General features: G+C 70.1%; 18 protein-coding genes and 2 pseudogenes. 9 read left to right on the top strand and 11 right to left on the bottom strand.

Annotated elements, in window-relative coordinates:
• Positions 1-141: 141 nt before the first annotated feature.
• On the bottom strand, positions 142-1,362 hold the full coding sequence (locus tag ABTZ94_RS02685; protein ID WP_351196752.1) for a L,D-transpeptidase: 1,221 nt from the start codon (positions 1,360-1,362) through the stop codon (positions 142-144).
• A 153-nt stretch (positions 1,363-1,515) separates the two neighbouring features.
• Between ABTZ94_RS02685 and glgX the strand changes: the two genes are divergently transcribed.
• On the top strand, positions 1,516-3,750 hold the full coding sequence (gene glgX / locus ABTZ94_RS02680; RefSeq protein WP_351196750.1) for a glycogen debranching protein GlgX: 2,235 nt from the start codon (positions 1,516-1,518) through the stop codon (positions 3,748-3,750).
• Positions 3,751-3,767: 17 nt separating this feature from the next.
• Here the strand turns inward: glgX and ABTZ94_RS02675 are convergent, their stop codons facing one another.
• Genes ABTZ94_RS02675 through ABTZ94_RS02660 form a run of 4 tightly spaced genes read right to left on the bottom strand, consistent with a single transcriptional unit; the run spans position 3,768 to position 7,445 of the window.
• Positions 3,768-4,418 carry a response regulator gene (locus ABTZ94_RS02675; RefSeq protein WP_351196748.1) on the bottom strand — a complete coding sequence of 217 codons (651 nt, stop codon included), beginning with the start codon at positions 4,416-4,418 and terminating at the stop codon, positions 3,768-3,770.
• A gap of 22 nt (positions 4,419-4,440) precedes the next feature.
• The gene (locus ABTZ94_RS02670; RefSeq protein ID WP_351196746.1) at positions 4,441-5,727 is read right to left on the bottom strand and encodes a sensor histidine kinase; all 1,287 of its coding nucleotides are present in this window, start codon (positions 5,725-5,727) and stop codon (positions 4,441-4,443) included.
• Between the two features lie 31 nt (positions 5,728-5,758).
• Positions 5,759-6,535 carry an ABC transporter permease gene (locus tag ABTZ94_RS02665; protein ID WP_351196744.1) on the bottom strand — a complete coding sequence of 259 codons (777 nt, stop codon included), beginning with the start codon at positions 6,533-6,535 and terminating at the stop codon, positions 5,759-5,761.
• A gap of 1 nt (position 6,536) precedes the next feature.
• Positions 6,537-7,445 (bottom strand): ABC transporter ATP-binding protein, encoded by a 909-nt coding sequence (locus tag ABTZ94_RS02660; protein ID WP_351196742.1) that lies wholly within the window; start codon positions 7,443-7,445, stop codon positions 6,537-6,539.
• Positions 7,446-7,610: 165 nt separating this feature from the next.
• Between ABTZ94_RS02660 and ABTZ94_RS02655 the strand changes: the two genes are divergently transcribed.
• Both ABTZ94_RS02655 and ABTZ94_RS02650 read left to right on the top strand, forming a co-directional pair.
• Positions 7,611-9,479, top strand: coding sequence for an ABC transporter ATP-binding protein (locus ABTZ94_RS02655; RefSeq protein ID WP_351196740.1), 1,869 nt, complete (start codon positions 7,611-7,613; stop codon positions 9,477-9,479).
• On the top strand, positions 9,479-11,350 hold the full coding sequence (locus ABTZ94_RS02650; protein ID WP_351196738.1) for an ABC transporter ATP-binding protein: 1,872 nt from the start codon (positions 9,479-9,481) through the stop codon (positions 11,348-11,350). Before ABTZ94_RS02655 ends, ABTZ94_RS02650 begins: the two co-directional genes overlap by 1 nt.
• A gap of 58 nt (positions 11,351-11,408) precedes the next feature.
• Here the strand turns inward: ABTZ94_RS02650 and ABTZ94_RS02645 are convergent, their stop codons facing one another.
• Entirely contained in the window at positions 11,409-11,579 is a 171-nt protein-coding gene (locus ABTZ94_RS02645) for a ferredoxin (RefSeq protein WP_351196736.1), read from the bottom strand.
• A 175-nt stretch (positions 11,580-11,754) separates the two neighbouring features.
• Here ABTZ94_RS02645 and ABTZ94_RS02640 point away from each other — a divergent pair, with 175 nt between their 5' ends.
• Entirely contained in the window at positions 11,755-12,537 is a 783-nt protein-coding gene (locus ABTZ94_RS02640; protein ID WP_351196734.1) for an isoprenyl transferase, read from the top strand.
• A gap of 167 nt (positions 12,538-12,704) precedes the next feature.
• Here the strand turns inward: ABTZ94_RS02640 and ABTZ94_RS02635 are convergent, their stop codons facing one another.
• The 3 genes from ABTZ94_RS02635 to ABTZ94_RS02625 all read right to left on the bottom strand — a co-directional run bounded on the left by ABTZ94_RS02635 (position 12,705) and on the right by ABTZ94_RS02625 (position 14,119).
• On the bottom strand, positions 12,705-12,914 hold the full coding sequence (locus ABTZ94_RS02635; RefSeq protein ID WP_351196732.1) for a DUF397 domain-containing protein: 210 nt from the start codon (positions 12,912-12,914) through the stop codon (positions 12,705-12,707).
• A gap of 168 nt (positions 12,915-13,082) precedes the next feature.
• Complete coding sequence (locus ABTZ94_RS02630) at positions 13,083-13,292, bottom strand: DUF397 domain-containing protein (RefSeq protein ID WP_351196730.1); 210 nt, start codon at positions 13,290-13,292, stop codon at positions 13,083-13,085.
• Complete coding sequence (locus tag ABTZ94_RS02625) at positions 13,289-14,119, bottom strand: helix-turn-helix domain-containing protein (RefSeq protein ID WP_351196728.1); 831 nt, start codon at positions 14,117-14,119, stop codon at positions 13,289-13,291. Before ABTZ94_RS02625 ends, ABTZ94_RS02630 begins: the two co-directional genes overlap by 4 nt.
• A 106-nt stretch (positions 14,120-14,225) precedes the next feature.
• Between ABTZ94_RS02625 and ABTZ94_RS02620 the strand changes: the two are divergent.
• From ABTZ94_RS02620 to ABTZ94_RS02605, 4 genes and pseudogenes are all read left to right on the top strand, one after another.
• Positions 14,226-14,487, top strand: a pseudogene (locus tag ABTZ94_RS02620) (hypothetical protein).
• Between the two features lie 26 nt (positions 14,488-14,513).
• Positions 14,514-14,966: a hypothetical protein gene (locus ABTZ94_RS02615; protein ID WP_351196727.1), complete on the top strand. Its 453-nt coding sequence runs from the start codon at positions 14,514-14,516 to the stop codon at positions 14,964-14,966.
• A 95-nt stretch (positions 14,967-15,061) separates the two neighbouring features.
• Positions 15,062-15,424: pseudogene (locus tag ABTZ94_RS02610) on the top strand (ABC transporter ATP-binding protein); the annotation flags it as partial.
• Positions 15,425-15,542: 118 nt separating this feature from the next.
• A complete protein-coding gene (locus ABTZ94_RS02605; protein ID WP_351196726.1) occupies positions 15,543-16,565 on the top strand; it encodes an alcohol dehydrogenase in 1,023 nt (340 codons plus the stop codon).
• Between the two features lie 222 nt (positions 16,566-16,787).
• Here ABTZ94_RS02605 and ABTZ94_RS02600 read toward each other — a convergent pair whose 3' ends face one another.
• Together ABTZ94_RS02600 and ABTZ94_RS02595 are read right to left on the bottom strand one after the other, a co-directional pair.
• Positions 16,788-19,166: a protein kinase family protein gene (locus tag ABTZ94_RS02600; RefSeq protein WP_351196724.1), complete on the bottom strand. Its 2,379-nt coding sequence runs from the start codon at positions 19,164-19,166 to the stop codon at positions 16,788-16,790.
• Positions 19,102-20,214, bottom strand: coding sequence for a patatin-like phospholipase family protein (locus ABTZ94_RS02595; protein WP_351196722.1), 1,113 nt, complete (start codon positions 20,212-20,214; stop codon positions 19,102-19,104). Before ABTZ94_RS02595 ends, ABTZ94_RS02600 begins: the two co-directional genes overlap by 65 nt.
• 638 nt (positions 20,215-20,852) lie before the next feature.
• On the opposite strand from ABTZ94_RS02595, the gene ABTZ94_RS02590 reads away from it, so the two are divergent.
• Positions 20,853-22,883: a M4 family metallopeptidase gene (locus ABTZ94_RS02590; RefSeq protein ID WP_351196720.1), complete on the top strand. Its 2,031-nt coding sequence runs from the start codon at positions 20,853-20,855 to the stop codon at positions 22,881-22,883.
• The last annotated feature ends 147 nt before the right edge of the window (positions 22,884-23,030 follow it).

The following is a 23,030-nucleotide window of genomic DNA, read 5'->3' as shown; positions in this document are numbered from 1 at the left end:
AGGTGGCACGGGGCAAGGGCGCGGCGGGGCCGGTCGTGGCCTGTCCGTGTCCTCGTCCGCCGGACAGGCCCTTGGGGATCCGACGGAACCTCAGAGCCTGTCGGGCGACCTCTGATCGGGCGGACGTCACCCGACAGGCTCTCAGCGGAGGGCGGAGCCGGCCTTCCACCGGGTCCAGTTCAGATTCCAGCCTCCGAGCCCGTTGTCCGGTGCGACCTGCTTTTCCCTGGAGTTGACGACCTCGATCACATCGCCGATGAGTGTCCGGTCGAAGAACCAGCCTGCCGGGGTGTCGCTGCCGCCGCCCCGCACATCGAGCAGTCCGACGCAGCCGTGGCTCACATTGGCCGACCCGAAGACGCCCTCGTCCGACCAGTAATTGCCGTGCAGGAAGGTGCCGGAATCGGTGAGCCGGAGGGCGTGCGGGACGTCCTCGATGTCGTACTCGCCGCCGAAGCCGACCGTGCGGCCATCCATCCGGGTCACGCCGTACATCTCGCTGACCACCATCTTCCCGTTGTACGTGTCCATCCCCGGGTAGCCCGCCGTGATCGGGACCGTGGAGACGGGCCGGCCGTCGCGGTGTACCTCCATCGTGTGTGCCGCCGCGTCGACCAGGGACGTCTGGGAGCGGCCCACCCTGAAGGTGACCGTCTTGTCCTGAGTGCCGTACACATGTGGCGCGCCCTCCACATCGCGCAGCCCCACCCTGACGGCGACCTCGGTACCCGGCGCCCAGTAGGCGGCGGGGCGGAAGTCGAGGCGGTTGTCGCCGAACCAGTGCCCCACAACCTCGACCGCCGGAACAGAGGTCACCGAAATGGCCTTCTGCACGGCCGCACGGTTCCTGACCGGGCGGTTGAAGTTGAAGGAAACAATCATTCCGGTGCCGACCGTGGACCGGTTCTCCGGTTTGAAATAGCCGATGAAGCGGTGTTCGGGGACGGCCGTGGTGAATGTGGTGTGGCGGACCGTGCGGTGCCCGGCGCCGTCCAGGGCGACCGCGTCGACGCTGTACTCGGAGGCGAGCCTGAGCCGGCCCGTCTTCCCCCGGGGCGTCCAGGAAAGACCGTCGTACGCGATCCGGCCCTGCACCGTCTGGCGCTGTGCGTCCTCGATCCGCGTCACCTCGACGCTCTCCAGCCGCCCGTCGGGGACCTTCACCTCCATCCGGTCGTCCGGGCCGATGTTCTTCGCCCCGTCCCGCGGGGTGATCAGGATCGCTTCCTGCGGGGAGCGCGCCTTCCCGCTGAAGATGGATCCGGCGGTGCAGCCGCTCAGTACGGCCAGCACGGCGAGTAGTCCTGCCCATGTCAGCACGGTGGCCGAGCTCGCCACCGCCCTCTTCGCTACGTGGTTCACGTCCCCCCAACGACGGGGGCCGGTCGGGGGAAACGTGAGTGCGAGCCCCCGCGTGGGCAGAACAGAGGGAAGGACCACACTCGGGGAGCCGCGGCCGGGACGTCGCGCGCTCCCTTTCGGTGCCGGTCCCCATGAGCCGCGGGAGGCGAGCAGGTGTCGAGCGCAGCCGAGCAGGAGGCAGTGCACGGGACGGAGACGGCGGCCGGGCCGAAGAGCGCGCGAGAGGCCGTGCCAAGACGTCCGCCCGCCGTGTGGCCCGGCGCCCCGATGCCGCTCGGGGCCCGCTTCAGGGTGGGTCCCGACGGGGTGGCGGGCACCAATTTCGCGCTCTGGGCGGGCGGCGCGGAGGCCGTCGAGCTCTGCCTCTTCGACGAGGCGGGGAGCGAGACGCGCCTTGTGCTGACCGAGCTGACCCATGAGATCTGGCACGGCTTCGTGCCGGGCGTACGGCCGGGTCAGCGGTACGGCTACCGGGTGCACGGCCGCTGGGACCCGTGGACCGGTGCCCGCTGGAACGCGGCGAAGCTGCTTCTCGATCCGTACGCACGGGCCGTGGACGGCTCGTTCACCCTCCCGGCCGAGGTGTACGGCCATGTGAGGGACTGGCCGCATCAACAGGTCGCCGACACCGTGCGCGACGAACGGGACTCCGCTCCGTACGTGCCGAAGGGTGTCGTGGTTCATGACGACGACGACTGGGCGCAGGACCGCCGGCCCAAGACCCCGTGGGCGGACTCCGTCATCTACGAGCTGCATGTGCGCGGCTTCACCAAGCTGCACCCCGAGATCCCCGAGGAGCTGCGGGGCACGTACGCCGGTCTCGCCCATCCGGCGGCCATCGGGCATCTGCTGCGGCTCGGGGTCACGGCGGTGGAACTGCTGCCGGTGCATCAGTTCGCCCACGAGGACCATCTGCTCCGGCGCGGCCTGCACAACTACTGGGGCTACAACTCCATCGGCTACTTCGCCCCGCACGCCGACTACTCGGCGAGCGGGACAGCGGGCCAGCAGGTCGGCGAGTTCAAGCGGATGGTGCGGGCCCTGCACGACGCCGGGATCGAGGTGATCCTCGATGTGGTCTACAACCACACGGCGGAGGCGAGCGAACTGGGTCCGATGCTTTCGCTGCGCGGCATCGACAACCGCGGCTACTACCGCCTCCAGTCCGACGCCCGCAGATACGCGGACTACACCGGCTGCGGCAACACCCTGCACGTCGTCCAGCCGCACGTCCTGCGGCTGATCACGGACTCACTGCGCTACTGGGTCACGGAGATGGGCGTCGACGGCTTCCGCTTCGATCTCGCGGCCGCGCTGGCCCGCTCGATGCACGACGTCGACATGCTCTCCCCGTTCCTCGCGGTGATCGCCCAGGACCCGGTGCTGCGCCGGGTGAAGCTGATCGCCGAGCCGTGGGACGTCGGCGACGGCGGCTACCAGGTGGGCGCCTTCCCCCCGCTGTGGACCGAGTGGAACGACCGCTACCGGGACGCCGTACGGGACTTCTGGCGCGGCGCCCTGCCCGACGTGCGGGATCTCGGCTACCGGCTGACCGGATCCAGCGATCTGTACGCGTGGGGCGGCCGGCGCCCGTACGCCTCGGTCAACTTCATCACCGCGCACGACGGCTTCACGCTGCGCGATCTGGTCAGCTACGAGCAGAAACACAACGACGCCAACGGCGAGGGCAACCGGGACGGCACCTCGGACAACCGGGCCTGGAACTGCGGTGCCGAGGGCGTGAGCGACGCCCCCGGCGTCAACGCGCTGCGCCGCCGTCAGCTGCGCAATCTGCTCACCACACTGCTGCTGTCGACGGGTGTGCCGATGCTGGTCGCGGGCGACGAGATGGGCCGTACGCAGGGCGGCAACAACAACGCGTACTGCCAGGACAACGAGATCAGCTGGCTGGACTGGTCGCTGCTCGAACAGCCCGGGTGGCGGTCGCTGACCGAGCTGACGGCGCGGGTGCTCCGGCTGCGCCACACCCACCCGGTGCTGCGCCGTCGCGCCTTCTTCTCGGGGCGGGCACAGGCGGCGGACGGGCTGCGGGACCTGGCGTGGTTCACCCGGCAGGGTGCGGAGATGACGGAGGAGGACTGGTACGCACCGGCCGCGACGGTCGGGCTCTATCTCTCCGGGCGCGACATCCCCGGCCGGGACGCGCGCGGCGAACAGGTCACGGACGACAGCTTTCTGGCGATCCTGCACGCGGACCACCGGCCGAGCGGCTTTCGGCTCCCCGGGCCGCCGTGGGCACAGAGTTACGAACTGGTCCTGGACACCTCGCGGGAGGACCAGGCCATGGCGCCCGGCACCGTCCACCGTGGCGGCGGGATGCTGACCGTGCCGGCCAGGTCGGTGCTGCTGCTGCGGGTCAAGGAGTGAGCGTCAGGGAGTGAGGGTCAGCCGAGGATGCCCCGGTCGTATCCGACCGCGACGGCGGCGGCCCGGTCCTTGGAGCCGAGCTTGGCGAAGATATGGGTGAGGTGGGTCTTCACCGTGGCCTCGCTGATGAACAGCTCGGCGGCTATCTCACGGTTCGAGGTGCCCTTCGCGACGAGTTCGAGCACCTCGCGCTCACGGGCCGACAACGACTCGTTGCCCCGGTCCGCCGGGGTGCGCACCCGTGAGACGAGGCGGGAGGCGACGGCGGGCGAGAGCACGGTACGGCCGTCGGCGGCGGCGCGGACGGCGGTGAACAGCTCGTCGCGGGGCGCGTCCTTGAGCAGATAGCCGGTCGCCCCGGCCTCGATCGCGGGAAGAGTGTCGGAGTCGGTGTCGTACGTGGTCAGGACGAGCACCTTGGACCGGGCGCCGCGCGCGGTCAGTTCGCCGATGGCGGCGACTCCGCCGCCGCCCGGCATCCGCAGATCCATCAGGACGACATCGGGGTCGAGCCGGACCGCCAGGTCGACCCCCTCCACGCCGTTCGACGCCTCCCCGAGGACCTCGAAGCCCGGGGCCGAATCGAACATGCCGCGCAGACCATCCCGTACGACGGGGTGGTCGTCGACGACGACGAGTGTGATGACGCGTGCGGATTCTTCAGCCATGGCAGGCCAACCGTACTGGTCATCAGCCTTCCTGAACCAGTGGCACCCGGGCGCTGACCGCCGTTCCACCGCCCGGCTCGGTCTCCACCTCGACGGTGCCCGCGACGCGTTCGGCGCGGGCCCGCATGCCGCCGAGCCCGAATCCGCCCGCGCGGCTGTGCGGCGGCAGGGCGGCCGGGTCGAAGCCGCAGCCGTCGTCCCGTACGTCCAGGGCGAGTTCGTCACCCATGAACGACAGCGTGATACCGACCCGCGAGGCCCCGGCATGGTGGCCGACATTGGCGAGGGCTTCCTCGGCGATGCGGAGCAGGGTGGCGGCTATCTCGTCGTGAACCCGCTCTGCGGTACCGGTGACGGTGAACTCGGCCCGGACCCCGTGGCGTTCCGCCCAGCCGACGACCGTCTTCTTCAGCGCGCCCGTCAGGTCGTCGTGGGCCAGGGCGGCGGGGACCAGGTCGTGCACCGAGCGGCGCGCCTCGCCCAGGCTGTGCCGGGCGAGGGCGGCGGCGCGGTCGAGGTGCTGCCGGGCCAGCGCCGGGTCTTTGTCACCGACCGAGGTCACCACCGTGAGCTGGGCGATGATGCCGGTCAGGCCCTGCGCGAGGGTGTCGTGGATCTCGGCGGCGAGCCGGCGCCGCTCGTCGGCGACGCCCGCTTCGCGGGCCTGGACGAGGAGTTGGGCGTGCAGGCCCGCGTTCTCCGCCAGCGCCTGTTCGAGGCGGGCGTTGGCGGACTCCAGTTCGGCGATGGTGTCGACCTGGGTGCGGGTCTGCTCGGTCTCCCGGGCGTCGATATGAGCGAAGATCAGGGTGAGGGTCGCGTGCAGGGCAAACACGACGCCGAAGGCGACCCAGTCCATCAGGGACTGCGGCGGGAGGCCGCTGCCGGACTGCGAGCCCGCCATGATGACGGCGGTGACCAGCAGCCCGGCGCGCACGGCCCGTTGTGGAAGCAGCCTGCCGGCGTCGAAGTAGCCGAGGATCGCGAACATCGAGAAGAACGGGTTGCACGCGGTCAGTCCGAAGGCAAGCAGAGTACGGACGACGTAGTAGCACGACGCCGCCCACGACTGCGGCGCGGCGGCCGCCCGGGCCCGTCCCCACCAGATCTGGAGGACGAGCGCCAAGGGCGCCAGCACCGCGATGGTGTACCCGTCCGCACGGGACATGATGAGGTCGGCGGTCACGGCCGAGACGGCGGTGCCCAGGCCGAGCAGACCGTAGGGCCCGTATCTGAAGAACCGTTCCCACCACTGCTCGGCCGTCGTGGTGCCTGCCTCGGTCGCGCCCGCCTGGTCCCCCGCGTTCATGGCTGAAGTCTCCCCGGTTTCCCCGCCGAGGTCACTCCCACCGGAACAGACGGGTCGCCAGCAGGGTCACCACGGCCGCCCACAACGCCATGACACCGAGCTGCACCCAGCCGGGCCAGCCGCCGGACGCCGCCCGGTCCAGTGCCTGGGAGGCCGCACCGAACGGGGTGACCTCGACGATGCGCCGGAGGGTGTCGGGCATGGACTGCACCGGGATCCAGACCCCGGCGCTGAACATCATCAGGAGGTTGACGACCGGGCTGATCGCGGCAGAGGCCTTGGTGGTGCGGGAGAGCGCACAGAGCAGTGCGCCGAGCACGAGGACACTCGCCGTCGCCAGGAGCAGCGCCAGGACGTAGCCGAGGGGCTGTCCGGGCAGTGTGACGCCGAAGGCGATCCGGCCGACGGCCATCACCAGCACGGCGGAGCCGAGTGCCGCGCCGCCGTGCAGCGCGATCTGCGCGCTGAGCAGTGCGGACGGCCGTACCGGAGTGGTCGACATGCGGCGCAGGATGCCGCGCTCGCGGTAGCCGGTGAGGACGGGCGGCATGGCCTGCAGTCCGGCCATGATCATGGCGAGCAGCACGGCCACCGGCACGTACAGATCGATGACGCGGCGGCCGCCGAGCTCGTCGTCGGGGTGCCGGAAGGAGGGGATCAGACCGAGGATCGTCATCAGCGCGGTCGGGAAGACGAGGATCCAGAACAGGCTGCCGGGTTCGCGGAGGAAGAGCCGCGTCTCGGTCCTGAGAACCGCCGCCCATGGGGTGGAAGTGGCCGTCGTCCTGGCCGGGGTCGCTGTGGTCATCTCAGGCCGCCTGTTCTGCTTCTGTGAGGTCGAGGAAGGCGTCGTCCAGCGTTGCTTCGGAGACGCGGAGCTGGTGTGCGGTGATGCGATGACGGGCCAGCAGTGAGATCACCGCGTTGACCGTCTCGTCGGTGCCGTGGATGAGGATCCGGCCGTCCCGCTGCTCCGTGGAGACGGCCCCCGGCAGCGCGCCCAGGTCGCCGTCGTCCAGCGGCCGTGACGGTGTGAAGGAGATGACGGTGGAGCTGTCGGACTTGCCGATCAGGCCGGACGGGGTGTCGAGGGCGACGACCTTCCCCTTGTCGATCACGGCGACACGGTCGCAGAGCCGTCTGGCCTCTTCCATGAAGTGGGTGACCAGAAGGACCGTCACACCGCTGTCGCGTACGTCCTCGATCAGCTTCCAGGTGTCCCGGCGGGCGCGGGGGTCCAGACCGGTGGTCAGCTCGTCGAGGACCACGACCCGGGGGTTGCCGACCAGGGCGAGCGCGATGGACAGCCGCTGTTTCTGACCACCGGACAGCTTGCCGAACCGGTTGCCGTACACGGTGTGCAGACCGAGCCGTTCGGCCAGCGCGCGCCAGTCGGCGGGGTCCGGATAGAAGGCGCTGTACAGCTCCAGCGCCTCGGCCACGGTGAGCTTGGGCTGGAGTTCGCTCTCCTGGAGCTGGGCGCCGAGCAGCCCGGACACCCGGGCGTGGTCGGCGACAGGGTCGAGACCGGCCACCCGGACCGTACCGGCGTCGGGAACCCGCAGCCCCTCGACGCACTCGACGGTGGTGGTCTTGCCCGCTCCGTTGGGGCCGAGGATCCCGAAGATCTCCCCCTCGTCGATGGCGAAGCTCACGCCGTCGACCACGGGGCGCCCGGCGTAGGCCTTGTGCACCCCGTTCACTTCGATGATTGCCATGCCTACGAGAATCGTGGGCGAGGAGTCGGCGCACCATCGTCCATCGCGCTCGAAGCGGCATCGTCCGATCGGTTGATACGGGGTACGACCAGCGGGCTCCGGCACCGCCGGACGGCCGAAAAACCACATGAGCGATGTCAGGGGTGAACCGTAGGCTCGGCTGTGATGCCCGAAGAACATGCAGAGCCCAAGGATCGGTCCACCGTTCAGTCCCTGTCGCGGTTGTGGCCTTATGTGAAGCCGGTACGCAAGCGCCTGTTCGGCGCCGCTCTGGTCGCGATCGCCGCGTCCAGCGTCGGCCTGGTGATCCCCCTCGTACTGAAGTGGATCGTCGACGGCCCGGTCGCAAACCACGACCCGGGCGGCGTCTGGCTCGGCGCGCTGTACCTGCTGTTGCTGGGCATCGCCGAGGCCGGGCTCTTCGGGGTACGACGGTGGCTGGTGGCCAGGCCGCTGGTCGGGGTCGAGGCGGCGATGCGGGCCGACCTGTACCGGCATCTGCAGCGGCTGCCGGTGGCGTTCCACGACCGCTGGGCATCGGGGCAGTTGCTTTCACGCGGGACCACGGACCTGATGCTGGTGCGCATGTTCCTGGCTTTTCCGCTGACTTTCCTGCTGGTCAACGGAACGACGATCCTGATCGGTTTCATCATTCTGCTGATGCAGCAGTGGACGCTGGGGCTGGTACTGCTCGCCCCGGTGGTGCCGTTGGTGATTCTCTGCTCGGTCTTCGAGACGAAGTACTCGCTCGTGGCACGCAAGGCACAGGACCAGGTCGGCGATCTGACGACAGTCGTCGAGGAGAGCGTGCTGGGCATCCGCATCATCAAGGGCTTCGGCCGGCACTGCAGCCAGGCCCTCGCGTTCCGTGCCCTCGCGCAGCGGCTTCGGAGCACGGAGCTGGGCAAGGCGCGCCTGCTCGCGGGCGTCTGGGCCGCCATCACCACGATCCCCGAGCTGGCCATCGGGGCGGCGCTGGTCCTCGGCGCGGTCCAGGTCGCGGACGGCGGGCTGTCGGCGGGCACGCTGGTCGCCTTCCTCTCCACGGCGCTCGCGCTGCGGTGGCCGATCGAGTCGATCGGCTTCCTGCTGGCGATGAGCCAGGAGTCGGCGACGGCGACCGAGCGGTACTTCGAAGTGATGGATGTGGCGGAGGAGGAGGACACGGCTGCGGCCGGCAGTCGCGCGCCGAAGGACGCGGCCGGTCAGGGCGAAATGGTCTTCGAGGGCGTGGAGTTCCGCTACCCCGACGCGGAGGCCGGCTCCGTGCCCGTACTGTCCCGGATCGATCTGCGCATCCGCCCCGGCGAGACCATGGCCCTGGTCGGGGCCACGGGTTCCGGGAAGACGACGCTCACCGCCCTCGTGCCCCGGCTGCACGAGGCCACCGCGGGACGGATCACGCTGGACGGCAGGGACATCACCACCATGCCCCGGGACGAGTTGCGTGAGCTGGTGTCCGTGGCGTTCGAGGAGCCGACGCTCTTCTCGGCGACCGTCGGGGAGAACGTGCTGATGGGCGCCGAGGGCGCCGGGGAGGAAGAGCTGCGGCGCGCCCTCGCCATCGCGCAGGCCGACTTCGTCCACGACCTGCCCGAGGGCATCGGCACCCAGGTCGGCGAGCAGGGGCTCAGTCTCTCCGGCGGTCAGCGGCAGCGGCTCGCGCTGGCCCGCGCCGTGGTCGGCCGGCCACGCTTCCTGGTGCTCGACGATCCGCTCTCCGCCCTGGACGTGCACACGGAGGCACTGGTGGAGGCCGCCCTGCGGCAGGTGCTCGAGGAGACGACGGCGATCGTCGTCGCGCACCGTCCCTCCACCGTGATGCTCGCGGACCGGGTGGCGCTGCTGTCGGAGGGCCGGATCACCGCTGTCGGCACCCATCAGGAACTGCTGCGCGACAGTGCGGAGTACGCCTGGCTGATGGCGGGCGCCGGAAGCGCACAGGAGGGTGCCCTCGCCGAGGACGCCTTCCCCGACCCGTCCGCCGAGGACCGCCTCGTGCCGGACGTCCCCGCCGAGAAGGGCCGCACCTGATGACCAGTACGACGACCGGGCCTGCCGACCGGCGCGACGCGCGGAAGACGCCCGAGGGCCCGTCCCCCTCCGACGGCGCCGGGGACCGGTTCGACCGGGACGATCTGCCCACGCCCCGTGGTGCGACCCGCGCACTGCTGATGTCGTTGCTCCGGCCGCACCGGGGCCGGGTGATGGTGTCCGCCCTGTTGCTGCTGGTCCAGCAGGCGGCGGTACAGGCGGGCCCGCTGCTCGTCGCGTACGCCATCGACAGCGGTGTGCCCGCCTTCCGGGACAAGGACTACGGGCCGCTGATCGCGGTGGCCATGGGATACGCACTGTGCTCGGTGGCCGCGGGCGGCATGCAGTACGCGTTCATCCTGGCCTCCGCCCGGATCAACCAGGACGTGCTGCTCGATCTGCGCGGGCGGATCTTCCGCCACGCACAGGCGCTGAGCGTGGACTTCCATGAGCGCTACACCTCGGGCCGGCTGATCTCCCGCTCCACCACGGATGTGGAGTCGCTGCGGGAACTGCTCAGCGAAGGTCTGCAGGAACTGATCGGCGTCATCCTGTCGTTCGTCTCCATCTCGCTGGTGCTGCTCTGGCTGGACTTCGGACTCGGCGCGGTAGCGGTGCTGTCCTTCGTACCCCTGTATCTGCTGGTACGGCTCTACCAGCGGCGGGCCGGAGCGCTGTACGCGGCGCGGTCCACGGCGATCGCCGCGCTCATCGTGAAGTTCGCCGAGTCGATGAACGGGATCCGCCCCGTCCAGGCCTTCCGCCGCGAGCGCATCAACGACAGGCACTTCGAGGACCTCAACAGCGCACACCGGTGGGTGAACGGCGGCGCGATGCTGGAGATGGCGCGCTATGTCGTCGGCTCCCGGCTGGTCGCCAACACGGCGGTCGCCGGGATCGTGCTGTGGGGCGCGTACCGCGTGGCGTCGGGCACGCTGGCGCTCGGTGTGCTGGCCGCGGCCGTGCTCTATCTGCGCCGGCTGTACGACCCGATCGACCGGCTCGGCATGTTCCTCAACTCCTACCAGTCGGCCGCGGCTTCGCTGGAGAAGATCGCGGGCCTGCTCGCCCAGACCCCCTCCGTCCCCGAGACGTCGGATCCGCGGGAGCTGCCCGCCCTCACGGGTGAGCACCCGGGCCGCGAGGTCGTCTTCGACTCGGTGCGGTTCGCCTACCGGACGGGCGGCGAAGTCCTGCCCCGCTTCGATCTGACGGTCCCGGCCGGCCAGACCGTGGCCGTGGTCGGTTCGACGGGCGCGGGCAAGTCGACGCTCGCCAAGCTGCTGGCCCGCTTCTACGACCCGACCGACGGCCGGGTGCTGCTGGACGGGACCGATCTGCGGGATCTGGCCGTTCCCGAGCTGCGGCGGGGTGTGGTGATGGTGACCCAGGAGGCGTTCCTGTTCTCCGGGACGGTCGCCGAGAACATCGCGATCGGCAGCCCGGACGCGACCCGCGAGGAGATCGAACAGGCCGCCAAGGCGATCGGCGCCCACGATTTCATCGCCGGGCTGCCCGAGGGGTACGACACGGACGTACGCAAGCGGGGCGGCCGGATCTCCGCCGGTCAGCGCCAGTTGGTCGCGTTCGCCCGGGCCCTGCTGGCGAACCCGTCGGTGCTGATCCTCGACGAGGCGACGAGCTCCCTGGACGTCCCCGGCGAGCGGGCGGTACAGCGAGCCATGGACACGGTTCTGCACGGCCGCACCGCGGTGGTGATCGCCCACCGCCTGTCGACCGTGGAGATCGCGGACCGGGTCCTGGTGATGGAGCACGGCCGCATCGTGGAGGACGGCGCCCCGGCCGAACTGATCGCCGGCACGGGCCGCTTCGCGGGGCTGCACCGGGCTTGGCGGGAGAGCCTGACGTGAGCGGTCTCCGGCTCGGGGCGCGCGCTGGGGCGGGTGGAGACCGTCCATGGGCGACCACCTATGAATCAGGGCTACCGGGGATCGACAGGACGATCGCTGCGGCAGGGCACAGGTCGACGGCCTCGCGAACCGAGTCCCGCGCTCCGGCGGGCGGCTCGGGTCGCAGCACGACCGCCTTGCCGTCGTCCTGACGCTGGTCGAACACCTCGCCGACCGTCAGCACGCACATCCCGGAGCGGGCGTCAACATTCGCCGGCGCATACCCTCGCCAAACAGACCCACCGTGGCGTGCGCTCCTGGCCAAGTAGATGGCACAGCAAGGCTATTCAGAATGCTCACCGAGCTCATCGAAGAGCCCCTGGTAGGGTCCGCGAAGAGCATCCACAACGCGATTGAGATGGTTCATGAGACTGCTCCCGCTGTTTCTCCGACGGCCGATCGAGGCGGTGTACGAGCGCCGACTGGCCGCCACCCTGGCGGGGCTGCCACGCCCGCAGCATGTCGGGATCATGCTCGACGGCAATCGGCGCTGGGCTCGGCAGGCGGGTCACGCGGACGTCCGGGAGGGGTACCGGGCGGGCGGCGCCAAGACGACCGAGTTCCTGGGCTGGTGCACTGCCGACGGAATCGAGCACGTGACCCTCTTCATGCTCTCCGACGACAACCTCGGGCGCCCCGCCGAGCAGCTCGGCCCGCTGATCGAGATCATCGAAGAGACCGTCCGGGACATCACGGCCGCAGGCCGTCCCTGGGAGGTCCAGGTGATCGGCTCGCTCGACATGCTGCCTGGTAACAGTGCCCAAGTGCTCAAGGAGGCCGCCGCCGCGACCACCGGGCGCGGCGGGCTCAAGGTGGACGTCGCGGTCGGCTACGGCGGCCGACGGGAGATCGTCGATGCGGTGAAGAGCGCCTTCGAGGAACACATTGCTGCCGGTGGCGACCCTGCCGAACTGGTCGAACGGTTCGACATCGAGGACATTTCCCGGCATCTGTACTCGCCGACAGCCGACCACACCGACTTCATCATCCGAACCTCCGGAGAACAGCGGCTGTCCGGCTTCCTTCTCTGGCAGTCCGCGTACGCCGAGATGCACTGGGTGGACTGCTACTGGCCGGCGTTCCGTCACGTGGACTTCCTGCGCGCACTTCGCTCGTACGCGAATCGTGAACGGCGATTCGGCAAATGACCGTCTCCAGCGCCGGGGGTCACCCGGGGCGAGCGGGCTGGTGAGCTCCGCAGTCGCCTCTTCGCCGTGCATCTCGATGTGCTCAACCCCGCCACGCTCCTGGCGGATTCCAGGGGTGTGGCGGGGCTTTCGTCGTGTCCGGGATCAGTACGCGCGAAACCGGGCCGTCAGACGGTGCCGAACTCTCCGGCCTTGACACCTGCCACGAAGGAGGCGAACGAGGCGGCGGAAGCGTTCAGCACCGGGCCGCTCGGGTTCTTCGAGTCGCGGACGGGGACCACGCCGAGCGGGGCAATGAGGTTGGCGGCGACCTCGATGCACTGGCCGCCGTTGCCGCTGTAGGAGGACGTGAACCAACGGGGGGATTCGGTCGTCACGGGGTGCCCTTTCGTTGCCGCCAGCAGGGGGAAGCACGGAGGTCGTATCGCGTCCCAGATGCCCCCGAACCACCGCGGCAAACCGGCAACAGCCTGCAACCATAGCCAAAGCCCCGCCACGTTCCCCACGTTTCCGTGGGCGTGGCGGGGCTTTGGTCGCGTCCGGGATCAGTGCGCGCCGAACTCTCCGGCCTTGACGCCCGCCACGAAAGAGGCGAACGAGGCGGCGGAGGCGTTCAGCACCGGGCCGCCCGGGTTCTTGGAGTCACGGACGGGGACCACACCGAGCGAACCGAGGAGGTTCGCGGCGACCTCGATGCACTGGCCGCCGTTGCTGCTGTAGGAGGACTTGAACCAGCGGGGGGATTCGGTGGTCACGGGGTGCCCTTTCGTACCTGCTCAATCACGGCTACGGACGCTGCTTGGGACAGCGCTTCGGCTTGCATCTGATGGTAGGCCGTTACCAGAGGCTGCACGAACCTCATATCGCGCTCCAGGCGCCCCTGTTGTGCGGACTCGGTGTACGCGATCTGAGACCGGTCGGCAAGGGTAAGCAGCGTCACGGGCAGATCGAACGCCCTGCGCTCCCCGAGGTCGAACGGAGCCACCTGCACGACGGTTGACGGCAGCGCGGCGAACGCGACAAGCCGGTCCACCTGTTCCGCCATGACTCCGGGGCCGCCCACGGGACGTCTGATGCAGCTCTCGTCGAGCACCACATACACCAGCGGTGGGGGCGTCCGCTGCAATGACGCCTGCCTTCGAGCGAGGAGCGACAGCCGCTCTTCTGCCTGCTGCTCCGTGATCGCCCCGCGTCGCACGGCACCCGTGGTGATGGCTGCGGCGTACTCCGGCGTCTGGAGCAAGCCAGGAATGATGCCGAGCTCGAAGAGCCTGATCTCTGCGGCACGCACCTCGTGCGCCACGAACTCCGGGAACCCCTCAAGTATCGCGGTGTTCCAAACGGCCCGCCCCTGGCGTTCGAGTTGGTCGCCCGTTCCGAATGCCTTGTCAGCACTTGCTGAGAAGCGAGGAGTTGGCGGTCGCCGACCAGTTTCGACGGCAGAAATATGCGTTCCGGAGCACCCCATGCGTACGGCCAGCTCGTCCTGTGTCCAGCCGCGCTCGTCGCGTAACTGGCGCAGACGCTGCCCGAAGCGGGCAACGGGCGACTTATCGGGGTCCAGCTCCTTGCGGTTCACCATCCAGGAGTCCTGTCTCTCCGCTCAATTGGCGCAAGTTGAAGACTCCTCGACTCTAAGCCACGCTGAGCCCCCTTGGTAGCGAAACCGTTACGGAGAGGAGTGGCCCGTGTCTGCGAAAGACGGCCCCCCGAACGAGCAGAACCCCCCACAAGTACCCTCCCCCGGCACGCTGTTGGTGGACGCCAGCCCGTCGTGACCAGGTGGGGGAGTTCCGAGGGGTGGCCGGCCCGTACTGGTCGTTGCGGCCGGTCTGCGGTGGGAGGGAGTGGGAGGCGGAGCCCGTAAACGTGCGGCCGCCGAGCCCCATAGAGCGGTTGCGGGCCGAGCTCGCTCGGTGCAATGCCCGGAGCGAGGGGCGGATCCTGTGACTGGCGATGCGGATGGACGACCTGGCATGAACGGACAGCCTGAGCCGACGAGTTACCAGTGCGAGGCGCTCGCCGAAGGACTCGTGTACGGCGCCGACGAAACGGCGCGGTACGTCCTGGGCACCTTCCGGACGATCTCCCCCGTCCTCGCGCTGCGATGGCTCGGCGGACAGGCGCTGTGGATCGTGGACCGGCTCGGCCTCGACCCGCGCCTCGGCCACCTCGCGGAACTCCGCGCCTGGTACGAGGACCGCGAGAGCCAACACGCCGCCCACGCACACATCAAGACCGGCGCCCCGCTGCTCGTCGTCGTCCCCGACACGGACTGCACGTACACGCTGTCCGTACGATCCGTGGAGCAGGCACCTGCGGCCACGTTCCGCTGCCAACCCGGGGAGGGATCCGGATCAAGGATCGCTCACTGCACCCGGTACGACCCCCGGACCACCGCAGCGCCATGCGGTACCTGTGGTGGCTGATCGTCTGTCAGCGCCACCGGATCGCCGCAGGTTCGCTGCTCGGCAGCGCCTGGATGGCCTGCCTGACACTGCCTCCGTACCTGCTGTCCCGCGCCATCGACGACGGACTGCAACCGGGGCGGTGGCCCGCGCTGCCGGACGGCGCCCGTGCACAGCAGCTCGCCCTGGCGCGCGTGGTGCTGGCCGATCCGCACACGCCGATCCTCGACGAGGCCACCGCGCTCCTGGACCCGAGGACGGCCCGGCACACGGAGCGGGCGCTGGCCGCCGTGCTCGAAGGCCGGACCGTGGTCGCCGTCGCACACCGCCTGCAGACGGCTCACGACGCCGACCGGGTGGCCGTGATGGAGGACGGCCGGATCACCGGACTGGGCACCCACGACGAGCTCGTGGCGGCCGACGGCGCCTACGCCGCGCTCTGGCGCTCCTGGCACGGCGAACGGCCGCCTTCCTCCTGAGCCGGCGGGCGCGGTCGCGGCGGGACCGCCCCTCGTCCGCACCGCCCGGCGCGCGCGATCCGGCCGGAGCTGGTCTGCTGATTCGGGGACCGTCCACCCGTATCCCGGAGAGAACCAGATGAGCGTCTATCGAGCCGCGCAGGTCGCCACCGCCGGTGGTCCGTTCGAGATCGTCGAGCGCGACGTGCCGCAGCCCGGCCCCTGCCACGTACGGATGGCCGTGGAGGCCTGCGGGGTCTGTCACAGCGACGCCCTTTTCGTGAGCGGCGGGCTTCCGGACCTACGGTTTCCGCTGGTCCCCGGGCATGAGATCGCCGGGCGGATCGAGGAGCTCGGTGAGGGAACGCAGAGCGCCTGGCAGGTGGGCGACCGTGTGGCGGTGGGCTGGTTCGGCGGCAGCTGCGGCCACTGCACACCTTGCAGGCAGGGCGACTTCATGGTGTGCCTGAACCTGAAGGTCCCCGGATGGGCGTACGACGGGGGCTATGCAGAGACGGTGATCGCGCCGGTGGACGCCCTGGCCCGGATCCCCGACGCGCTGGAAGCAACCGATGCGGCGCCCATGGGCTGCGCGGGAGTGACCACCTTCAACGGGCTGCGGCGCAGTTCAGCCCGGCCGGGTGACCTGGTCGCCGTACTCGGCATCGGCGGCCTCGGTCACCTGGGGGTGCAGTACGCCGCCGCGATGGGCTTCGAGACCGTGGCCATCGCCCGCGGAGCCGCCAAGGCCGACTTCGCCAAGGAGCTCGGCGCGCACCACTACATCGACAGCACCGCGGGCACCACCGCCGCGGACGCGCTGCGGGCCCTCGGCGGCGCCAGGGTGGTCCTGGCCACCGCGGCCAACTCCGAGGCGATCTCGGCGACCGTGGAGGGGCTCTCCCCGCGTGGTGAGCTGGTGGTCATCGGTGTGGACCCCATGCCGCTGAGGATCAGCCCGGCCCAGCTGCTCATGAGCGGCAAGGTCGTCCGGGGCCACCCGTCGGGCACCGCGCAGGACGTGCAGGACACCCTGGCGTTCAGCGCCCTGCACGGGATTCGCCCGATGACCGAGACCGTGCCGCTGGACGCGGTCGACGAGGCGTACGGGAAGATGATGTCCGGCGCCGCCCGCTTCCGGATGGTGCTGACCACGCGCTGACGCGCCCGGCCCGGCACGAAGGGCGGCGGGCTTCACCGCGGCCGTCGCTTCTCCTCGGTGCGGGCGCCGCCCCCCGCTCCGTCGACCGGTGCGGACCCCGTCCCCCGGAGCAGGGCAATGGAGACCGACCGGCAACCCCGTCGAGCGCGGCCGACGGCCACCAGCACGCGACCACCACCGGCATCCGGTCACCACGGCACCCCGTCGCCGTCCGCATGGCCACTACCGGCATCGGGCCACGCGTTCGGCGGCCAGGCAGGTGCGGACCATCGCCACCCGTACCGTCGGGCCGCCGATCCCGCACTTGATGACGTAGAAGAGGAAGACGTTGGTCGAGGTCACAGCCAGCGCGTACACGTAGACGTCATGCAGTATCTCCAGGTACAGGAAGGTGCCGACGGTGAGCACGGCCGTGGCGTAGAAGAGCGAGGTCGGCACCCACTGGGTGAACGCGGAGAGCCCGGTGATCTTGCCGTCGTCGCTCGGGAGCGTACTGAGCCCGAGCCGACGTGAACGGGCGATGACGGCACGGACGTAGGCGAGGGTCAGGAAGTTCGCCAGCCAGGTCAGGCACTGCCCGATCGCGGAGTTGAGGGGCCACCAGCGGGGTTCGACCAGGGTGATCGCCAGGACGAGCAGACAGGGCACGACGGCCATGACCCGCATGACCACCTCGGTCGCCAGGGCCAGCCGGCTCAGCGCGCCGGCCCGCCAACCGATGGTGAGCGGGGTGAGACCGGAGAACAGTGTCTGGTAGTACTTCGGTGCCGCGATGGCGTAGGACAGCCCGACCATCCGGGCCGGGAGGTTGGCCCGCCAGTCAGGCAGTCGGTAGTCGGCGTGCCGCCACGAGTCGACGATCGGGAGCCCATCGCTCCCTCCGTCGAGGTGCTGCACCAGTTCCACCAGCTTGTTGCCCCAGTCGAGGTCGAAGTCCCGCAGCAGCCAAGTGATGACGGTGGTGTTCGTGACCGCCCAGATCAGCGCGGATACCATCGCCCAGACGAGCAGCCAGTTGGCGAAGGGGCTGCGGTGCGCGTCGGGGCGGGCGCTCTGCTGCCGGTGCATCCGCCACAGCCGCCATTCCCGGCCCGGGCCCCCGGCCAGCGGGCGCAGCAGGCCGGGCAGCGCTCGCCAGCCGGTCTCGGCCCGCAGTTCGGACTCGCCGTTCTCGGCGGCCTGTACCATCTCCAGCTCGGCGAGGAAGGAGTTCTTCAACTCAGCGAAGGAGAACTCCTGTTCCGTTCCGGTGCCGAAGACGATGAGTCGGCGTGCCGGATTGGCGTCGATCAGGTCCTCGATGAAGCGGGCCAGTTGCACGGCGCGCATATAGAAGATGTCCGGGACCAAGCCGTCGGTGTCGGCGCGGCCGGTGCCGAAGAGGATCAGCAGCCGGCCGAGCGAGTAGAGGTCGGCGCGTGCGATCTCGCTGTCGCCCGCCCTGATCTCCGGGGCGATGTAGGAGGACTCGATGCCGGGTGTGCCGGTGATGGTGTGGGTGTAGAGGTAGTTGCGTCCGAGGTCGACGAGTCTGAACGCGCTGTCGGCGTCGGACACGATGATGTTGGACGGCGAGAGGTCGGCGTGCACGCCCTTGAGGCGGCCGTGCGCGGGGGCGTCCCGTGCGACGCGTTGCAGGTCCTCCAGCGCCTCGAAGAGCAGCACCCCCTTCTCCCGGAGCCGGTCGAGCCGGAGGGAGCGTGCCTGGCCCGCCCCGGACGGTTCCGGATCCCCTTCCTCGCGGAGGAGTTCGGCGAGCGTCCTGCCCTCGATGAAGTCCATCAGGATCCAGCTGTCGAAGCTGGCCCAGACGCGCACCAGATGCCGTGAGCCGGTGTCGGCGGTGCCGTACGTCTCGGCGTACTCGTGCGTGGCGCGGGTGAGGGTCGGGATCCTGGTGAACGGGTACAGGATCAGCTTGAGGGCGAACTCCGGACGGGCCCCGTGCACGGCTCCCGCCGTGGTGCCCCGCAGGATCACCGAGGTGCTGCCGTGCCGGTGGAACCGCAACTCCCTTCGTATCGCCCGCCATTCGCGCTCGGCCGGTTCCGCGGCGGCGTCCGCGCGACGGCGTCCGGGACGTGGCCGCGGATGGTAGATCTCGGCGATGGCGTCCGCGACCGCGTCCTCGGTGGCGAGCACGTCGCAGACGGCGCCGCAGTCGTGTGTCAGGGCCCGGCCGTCGCCGTGGCCGGGGTCGGGCGACGGCTGCGCGAGCGAGCGCTGGGCCTCGGATTCGGCGAGGCCGATCAGGGTCAGCAGGTGCAGGCCGACGAAGCCGAACAGTTCGGCGTGGCTCGTCCGAAGCCGTTCGCTCCGCGCACGGTATCCGAGGCACCAGGCGGTCAGGCCGGTGATCACGTCCTGTCGGCCGCCGGGCCCGAACCGGTCGTCGAAGGTCCGCTCGTCCAGCGGAATGTCCTGGAGCAGGCGCCGCCACGTCGCGAGGCGGCGGGCCCGTTGACGGGTGGTCTCCGGCTCTCCGTCGGCGTCGGGCAGCTCCAGCAGGTCCCGTAACCGTGCCAGGTGCCGGTCGCTATATCCCGTCAGCTCGCGCAGGGCCGCGACCAGCAGGTCCGGTGTCGCGCCTCGGTTCTCCATTCGCGGTGTCCACCACCATCAGTCTCGGCATGGCACGGATGCTTCCGCGGCGGATCAGCTCGACGGACCGGCCCTCGGTGGCGCAGAAGGCGATCCCGTACGCCATCCGCGCGTTGTCGAGGAGCCGGCGCTGGTCCAGCTCGTGCCGCTTGAGTTCCGGCATCCAGGGCAGCGGCGCCAGATCGAGGACGTACGGCGCGGCGGCCGCCGGGTCCGTACGCATCCGGCGCAGCCAGTCCTGGTCCGTGTGTTTCCGGCGGATCGCCGCCAGGTAGCCGTGACCGAGACCGCTACGCATCCGCTCCAGGTGCATGCCGGTGAGGCGGTGCAGCAGGGAAAGCCCGCCGTTCGTCGACCGCATCGGGCGCGTGCTGAGGGAGAGGATGTGCGTGCAGCCGTCGTCGACCGCGAGCCGGAACGGCAGGGCGGTGAGCACCCCGCCGTCGACGGCGCGCCGTCCGTCGGGCGTCGGGACCGTGCCGGGCAGGGCGATGGGCAGCCAGGCGGAGGCGCGCAGCGCGGCCTTGAGCTCCTGGCGGGTGGCGAAGTCCCGCAGGACGACGGTCCGCAGGGCGTCGACGTCGGTGACCGGCACGACCAGCGGTATCGGCGACCTGATGACCGCCTCGTAGTCAAGGGGCTTGACCCGTTCCATGACGCGGTCGAAGGAGTACGCCAGGTCCAGGATCGGCCGCCGCCGCAACACCCGGGAGAAGTCGACGAACTGTTTGGTCGCCAGGTCGTCGTAGTAGATCGACAGGGGGTACCAGGTCTCCCCGGCGAGGAAGTAGGCGCCGTTGATGCCGCCCGATGAGCAGCCGTACACCACGTCGAAGGCGTTCTTGTAGCCGTAGTCCTCCAGTTGGGACAGCATCGCCGCCGAGATCACCCCACGCATGCCGCCGCCCTCCACGGCGAGGGCCACGCGCGCGCCGTCGTCGCGCCGCCCCGGAAGGCTCCCGGAAGCACGCCGGGCCCGCAGGATCTCCAGAACGGGGTGGGCCTGATCCCAGTACTCGCCCCCGCCCCCGGCATCACGCACCCGCATGGCACCACCCCCGCTGGAACATGCCCGGGTTCTCCCGCCACCACACATCACGGCGGTACCCCGCGCACGGTGCCGGGCGGCGACGCGGCGGGCTGTCCGCGGGGCACCAGATCGCCGACCCGTACTCCGCGTCAGCACACGGGCGCACGGGCGCACGGAGTGGATTCTTCCGCATACCGGGAGGCGGGGCGTTCCACTTGCTTCCGCGCGTAGCGCCCTCGACGGCCGGGGCTTGAAGTCGCCGCCCTGCGACTCCGGTTGGTGTGCGGGCACCGGGCCGAAACTGCCCAGCCCCGAGCGCAAGGAAAGAAATCAGCCATATCCCGGCACCATCTCAGCCAATGACGACCACCCGCCACCCAACCCGGTGTTCGAATACGGTCGCCCCGCGCCCGATCCCGCCCCGCGCTTCGGATTCGGCCCGCGCGGGCCCCTTTACGGCACCCCGGCATCGATCGGCGAAACGTCCGGTTAACGAACATGACCTTTACGGCAACGAACGACTTCCGGCCAAATTGTTGACGCGGTCCTGACAGAACCACCCTCCGGCTGACACTCTTCACCCCGTTCTGCGCACTTCTCGTTCGCCCCGGCCGGACTCACCGGCCGCTGGTACCCCCCTCGCAGAAGGAGTCCGCGTGAGATCCACGCCCAGCCGTCGTGCCACCGCGACCGGCGCTCTGATAGCCGCAGCAGCCCTCCTCGCCGTCGGAGTCCAGACCGGTACGGCAACTGCCAGCCCCGACAGCACCACCGCGGCAGCGTCGGCGGCCGCCGGCGCCGACCGCGGTGCCCTGGCCAAGCAGCTCACCCCCGCCAAGCGTGCCGAGCTGATCCGTGAGGCCAACGCCAGCAAGGCGGCCACGGCCAAGGAGCTCGATCTCGGCTCTCAGGAGAAGCTCGTCGTCCGGGATGTCATCCAGGACAACGACGGCACCACGCACACGCGTTACGAGCGCACCTTCGCCGGACTTCCGGTGCTCGGCGGCGACCTGATCGTCCAGGAGTCCAAGGCCGGGGCGACCGAGAGCGTCTCCAAGGCGTCCAAGGTCTCCAGCTCCCAGCTGAAGGCCGTGGACACGACGGCCGACGTCGCACCCGCCGTGGCCGAGAAGCAGGCGCTCGGGCTCGCCAAGGCCGACGGCTCCAAGAAGACCGAGGCCGACCGGGCGCCCCGCAAGGTGGTCTGGATGGCGCAGGGCAAGCCGCAGCTCGCCTACGAGACCGTCGTCGGCGGCCTCCAGGACGACGGCACCCCGAACGAGCTGCACGTCATCACCGACGCCACCACCGGCGCGAAGCTGTACGAGTGGCAGGGCATCGAGAACGGCACCGGCAACACCCAGTACAGCGGCCAGGTCACCCTCGGCACCGCACCGTCGTACACGCTGACCGACACGGGCCGCGGCAACCACAAGACGTACAACCTGAACCACGGCACCTCCGGCACCGGGACGCTGTTCTCCGGCTCCGACGACGTCTGGGGCGACGGCACCCCGCAGAACGCCGAGACCGCCGCGGCGGACGCCCACTACGGCGCGGCCGAGACCTGGGACTACTACAAGAACGTGCAGGGCCGCACCGGTATCCGGGGCGACGGCGTCGGCGCGTACTCCCGCGTCCACTACGGCAACAACTACGTCAACGCCTTCTGGCAGGACAGCTGCTTCTGCATGACGTACGGCGACGGCAGCGGCAACGCCGCGCCGCTGACCTCCCTCGACGTGGCCGCGCACGAGATGACGCACGGTGTCACCGCCGCCACCGCCAAACTGGTCTACAGCGGTGAGTCCGGCGGCCTCAACGAGGCGACCAGCGACATCTTCGCCAGCGCGGTCGAGTTCTACGCCAACAACTCCACCGACAAGGGCGACTACCTCATCGGTGAGAAGATCGACATCAACGGCGACGGCACCCCGCTGCGCTACCAGGACAAGCCGAGCAAGGACGGTGCGTCCAAGGACTCGTGGTACTCGGGCATCGGCAACATCGACGTCCACTACTCCTCGGGCCCGGCGAACCACTTCTTCTACCTGCTCTCCGAGGGCAGCGGCGCCAAGGTCATCAACGGCGTCTCCTACGACTCCCCGACCTCCGACGGTCTGCCGGTGACCGGCATCGGCCGCGACAAGGCCGCGCTGATCTGGTTCAAGGCGCTCACCACCAAGTTCACGTCCTCGACGAACTACGCGGCGGCCCGCACCGGCACCCTCGCCGCGGCCGGTGAGCTGTACGGCACGTCCAGCGCCGAGTACAAGTCCGTCGCCGACGCCTGGGCCGGCATCAACGTCGGCCCGCGCCCCGGTGGCGGCACCGACCCCGGCGGCACGGTCTTCGAGAACTCCACCCCCGTCGCCATCCCGGACGCGGGCGCGGCGATCACCAGCTCGGTCAACGTCACCGGCGTCACGGGCAACGCGCCCAGCACCCTCAAGGTCGGCGTGGACATCACCCACACCTACCGCGGTGACCTGGTCATCGACCTCGTCGCCCCTGACGGCACGGCCTACCGGCTGAAGAACTCGGCCTTCGACTCTGCGGACAACGTCCAGACGACCTACACGGTCAACGCCTCGTCCGAGGTGGCCAACGGCACCTGGAAGCTCAAGGTCCAGGACGTCTACTCGGGCGACACCGGCAAGATCAACAGCTTCAAGCTGACCTTCTGAACCCGGAGCCGGGCCTGACCCGGCACAGCCGCCCGGGAGGAGCGCACGCGCCGCCCGGCGGGGGGGCGGGCTGGGGGGGCCCGCCCCGCCGTCGGGGGGGTTGGGGGGGGTGAGGGGTCCTGGGGGGCGGTGGGGGTGTGGGGCCCG

The sequence above is a fragment of the Streptomyces sp. NPDC002785 genome, assembly GCF_040295565.1.
Lineage (GTDB): Bacteria > Actinomycetota > Actinomycetes > Streptomycetales > Streptomycetaceae > Streptomyces.
Note: the sequence above shows the minus strand (reverse complement) of the source record. Positions and strands in the feature narration are given on the sequence as shown.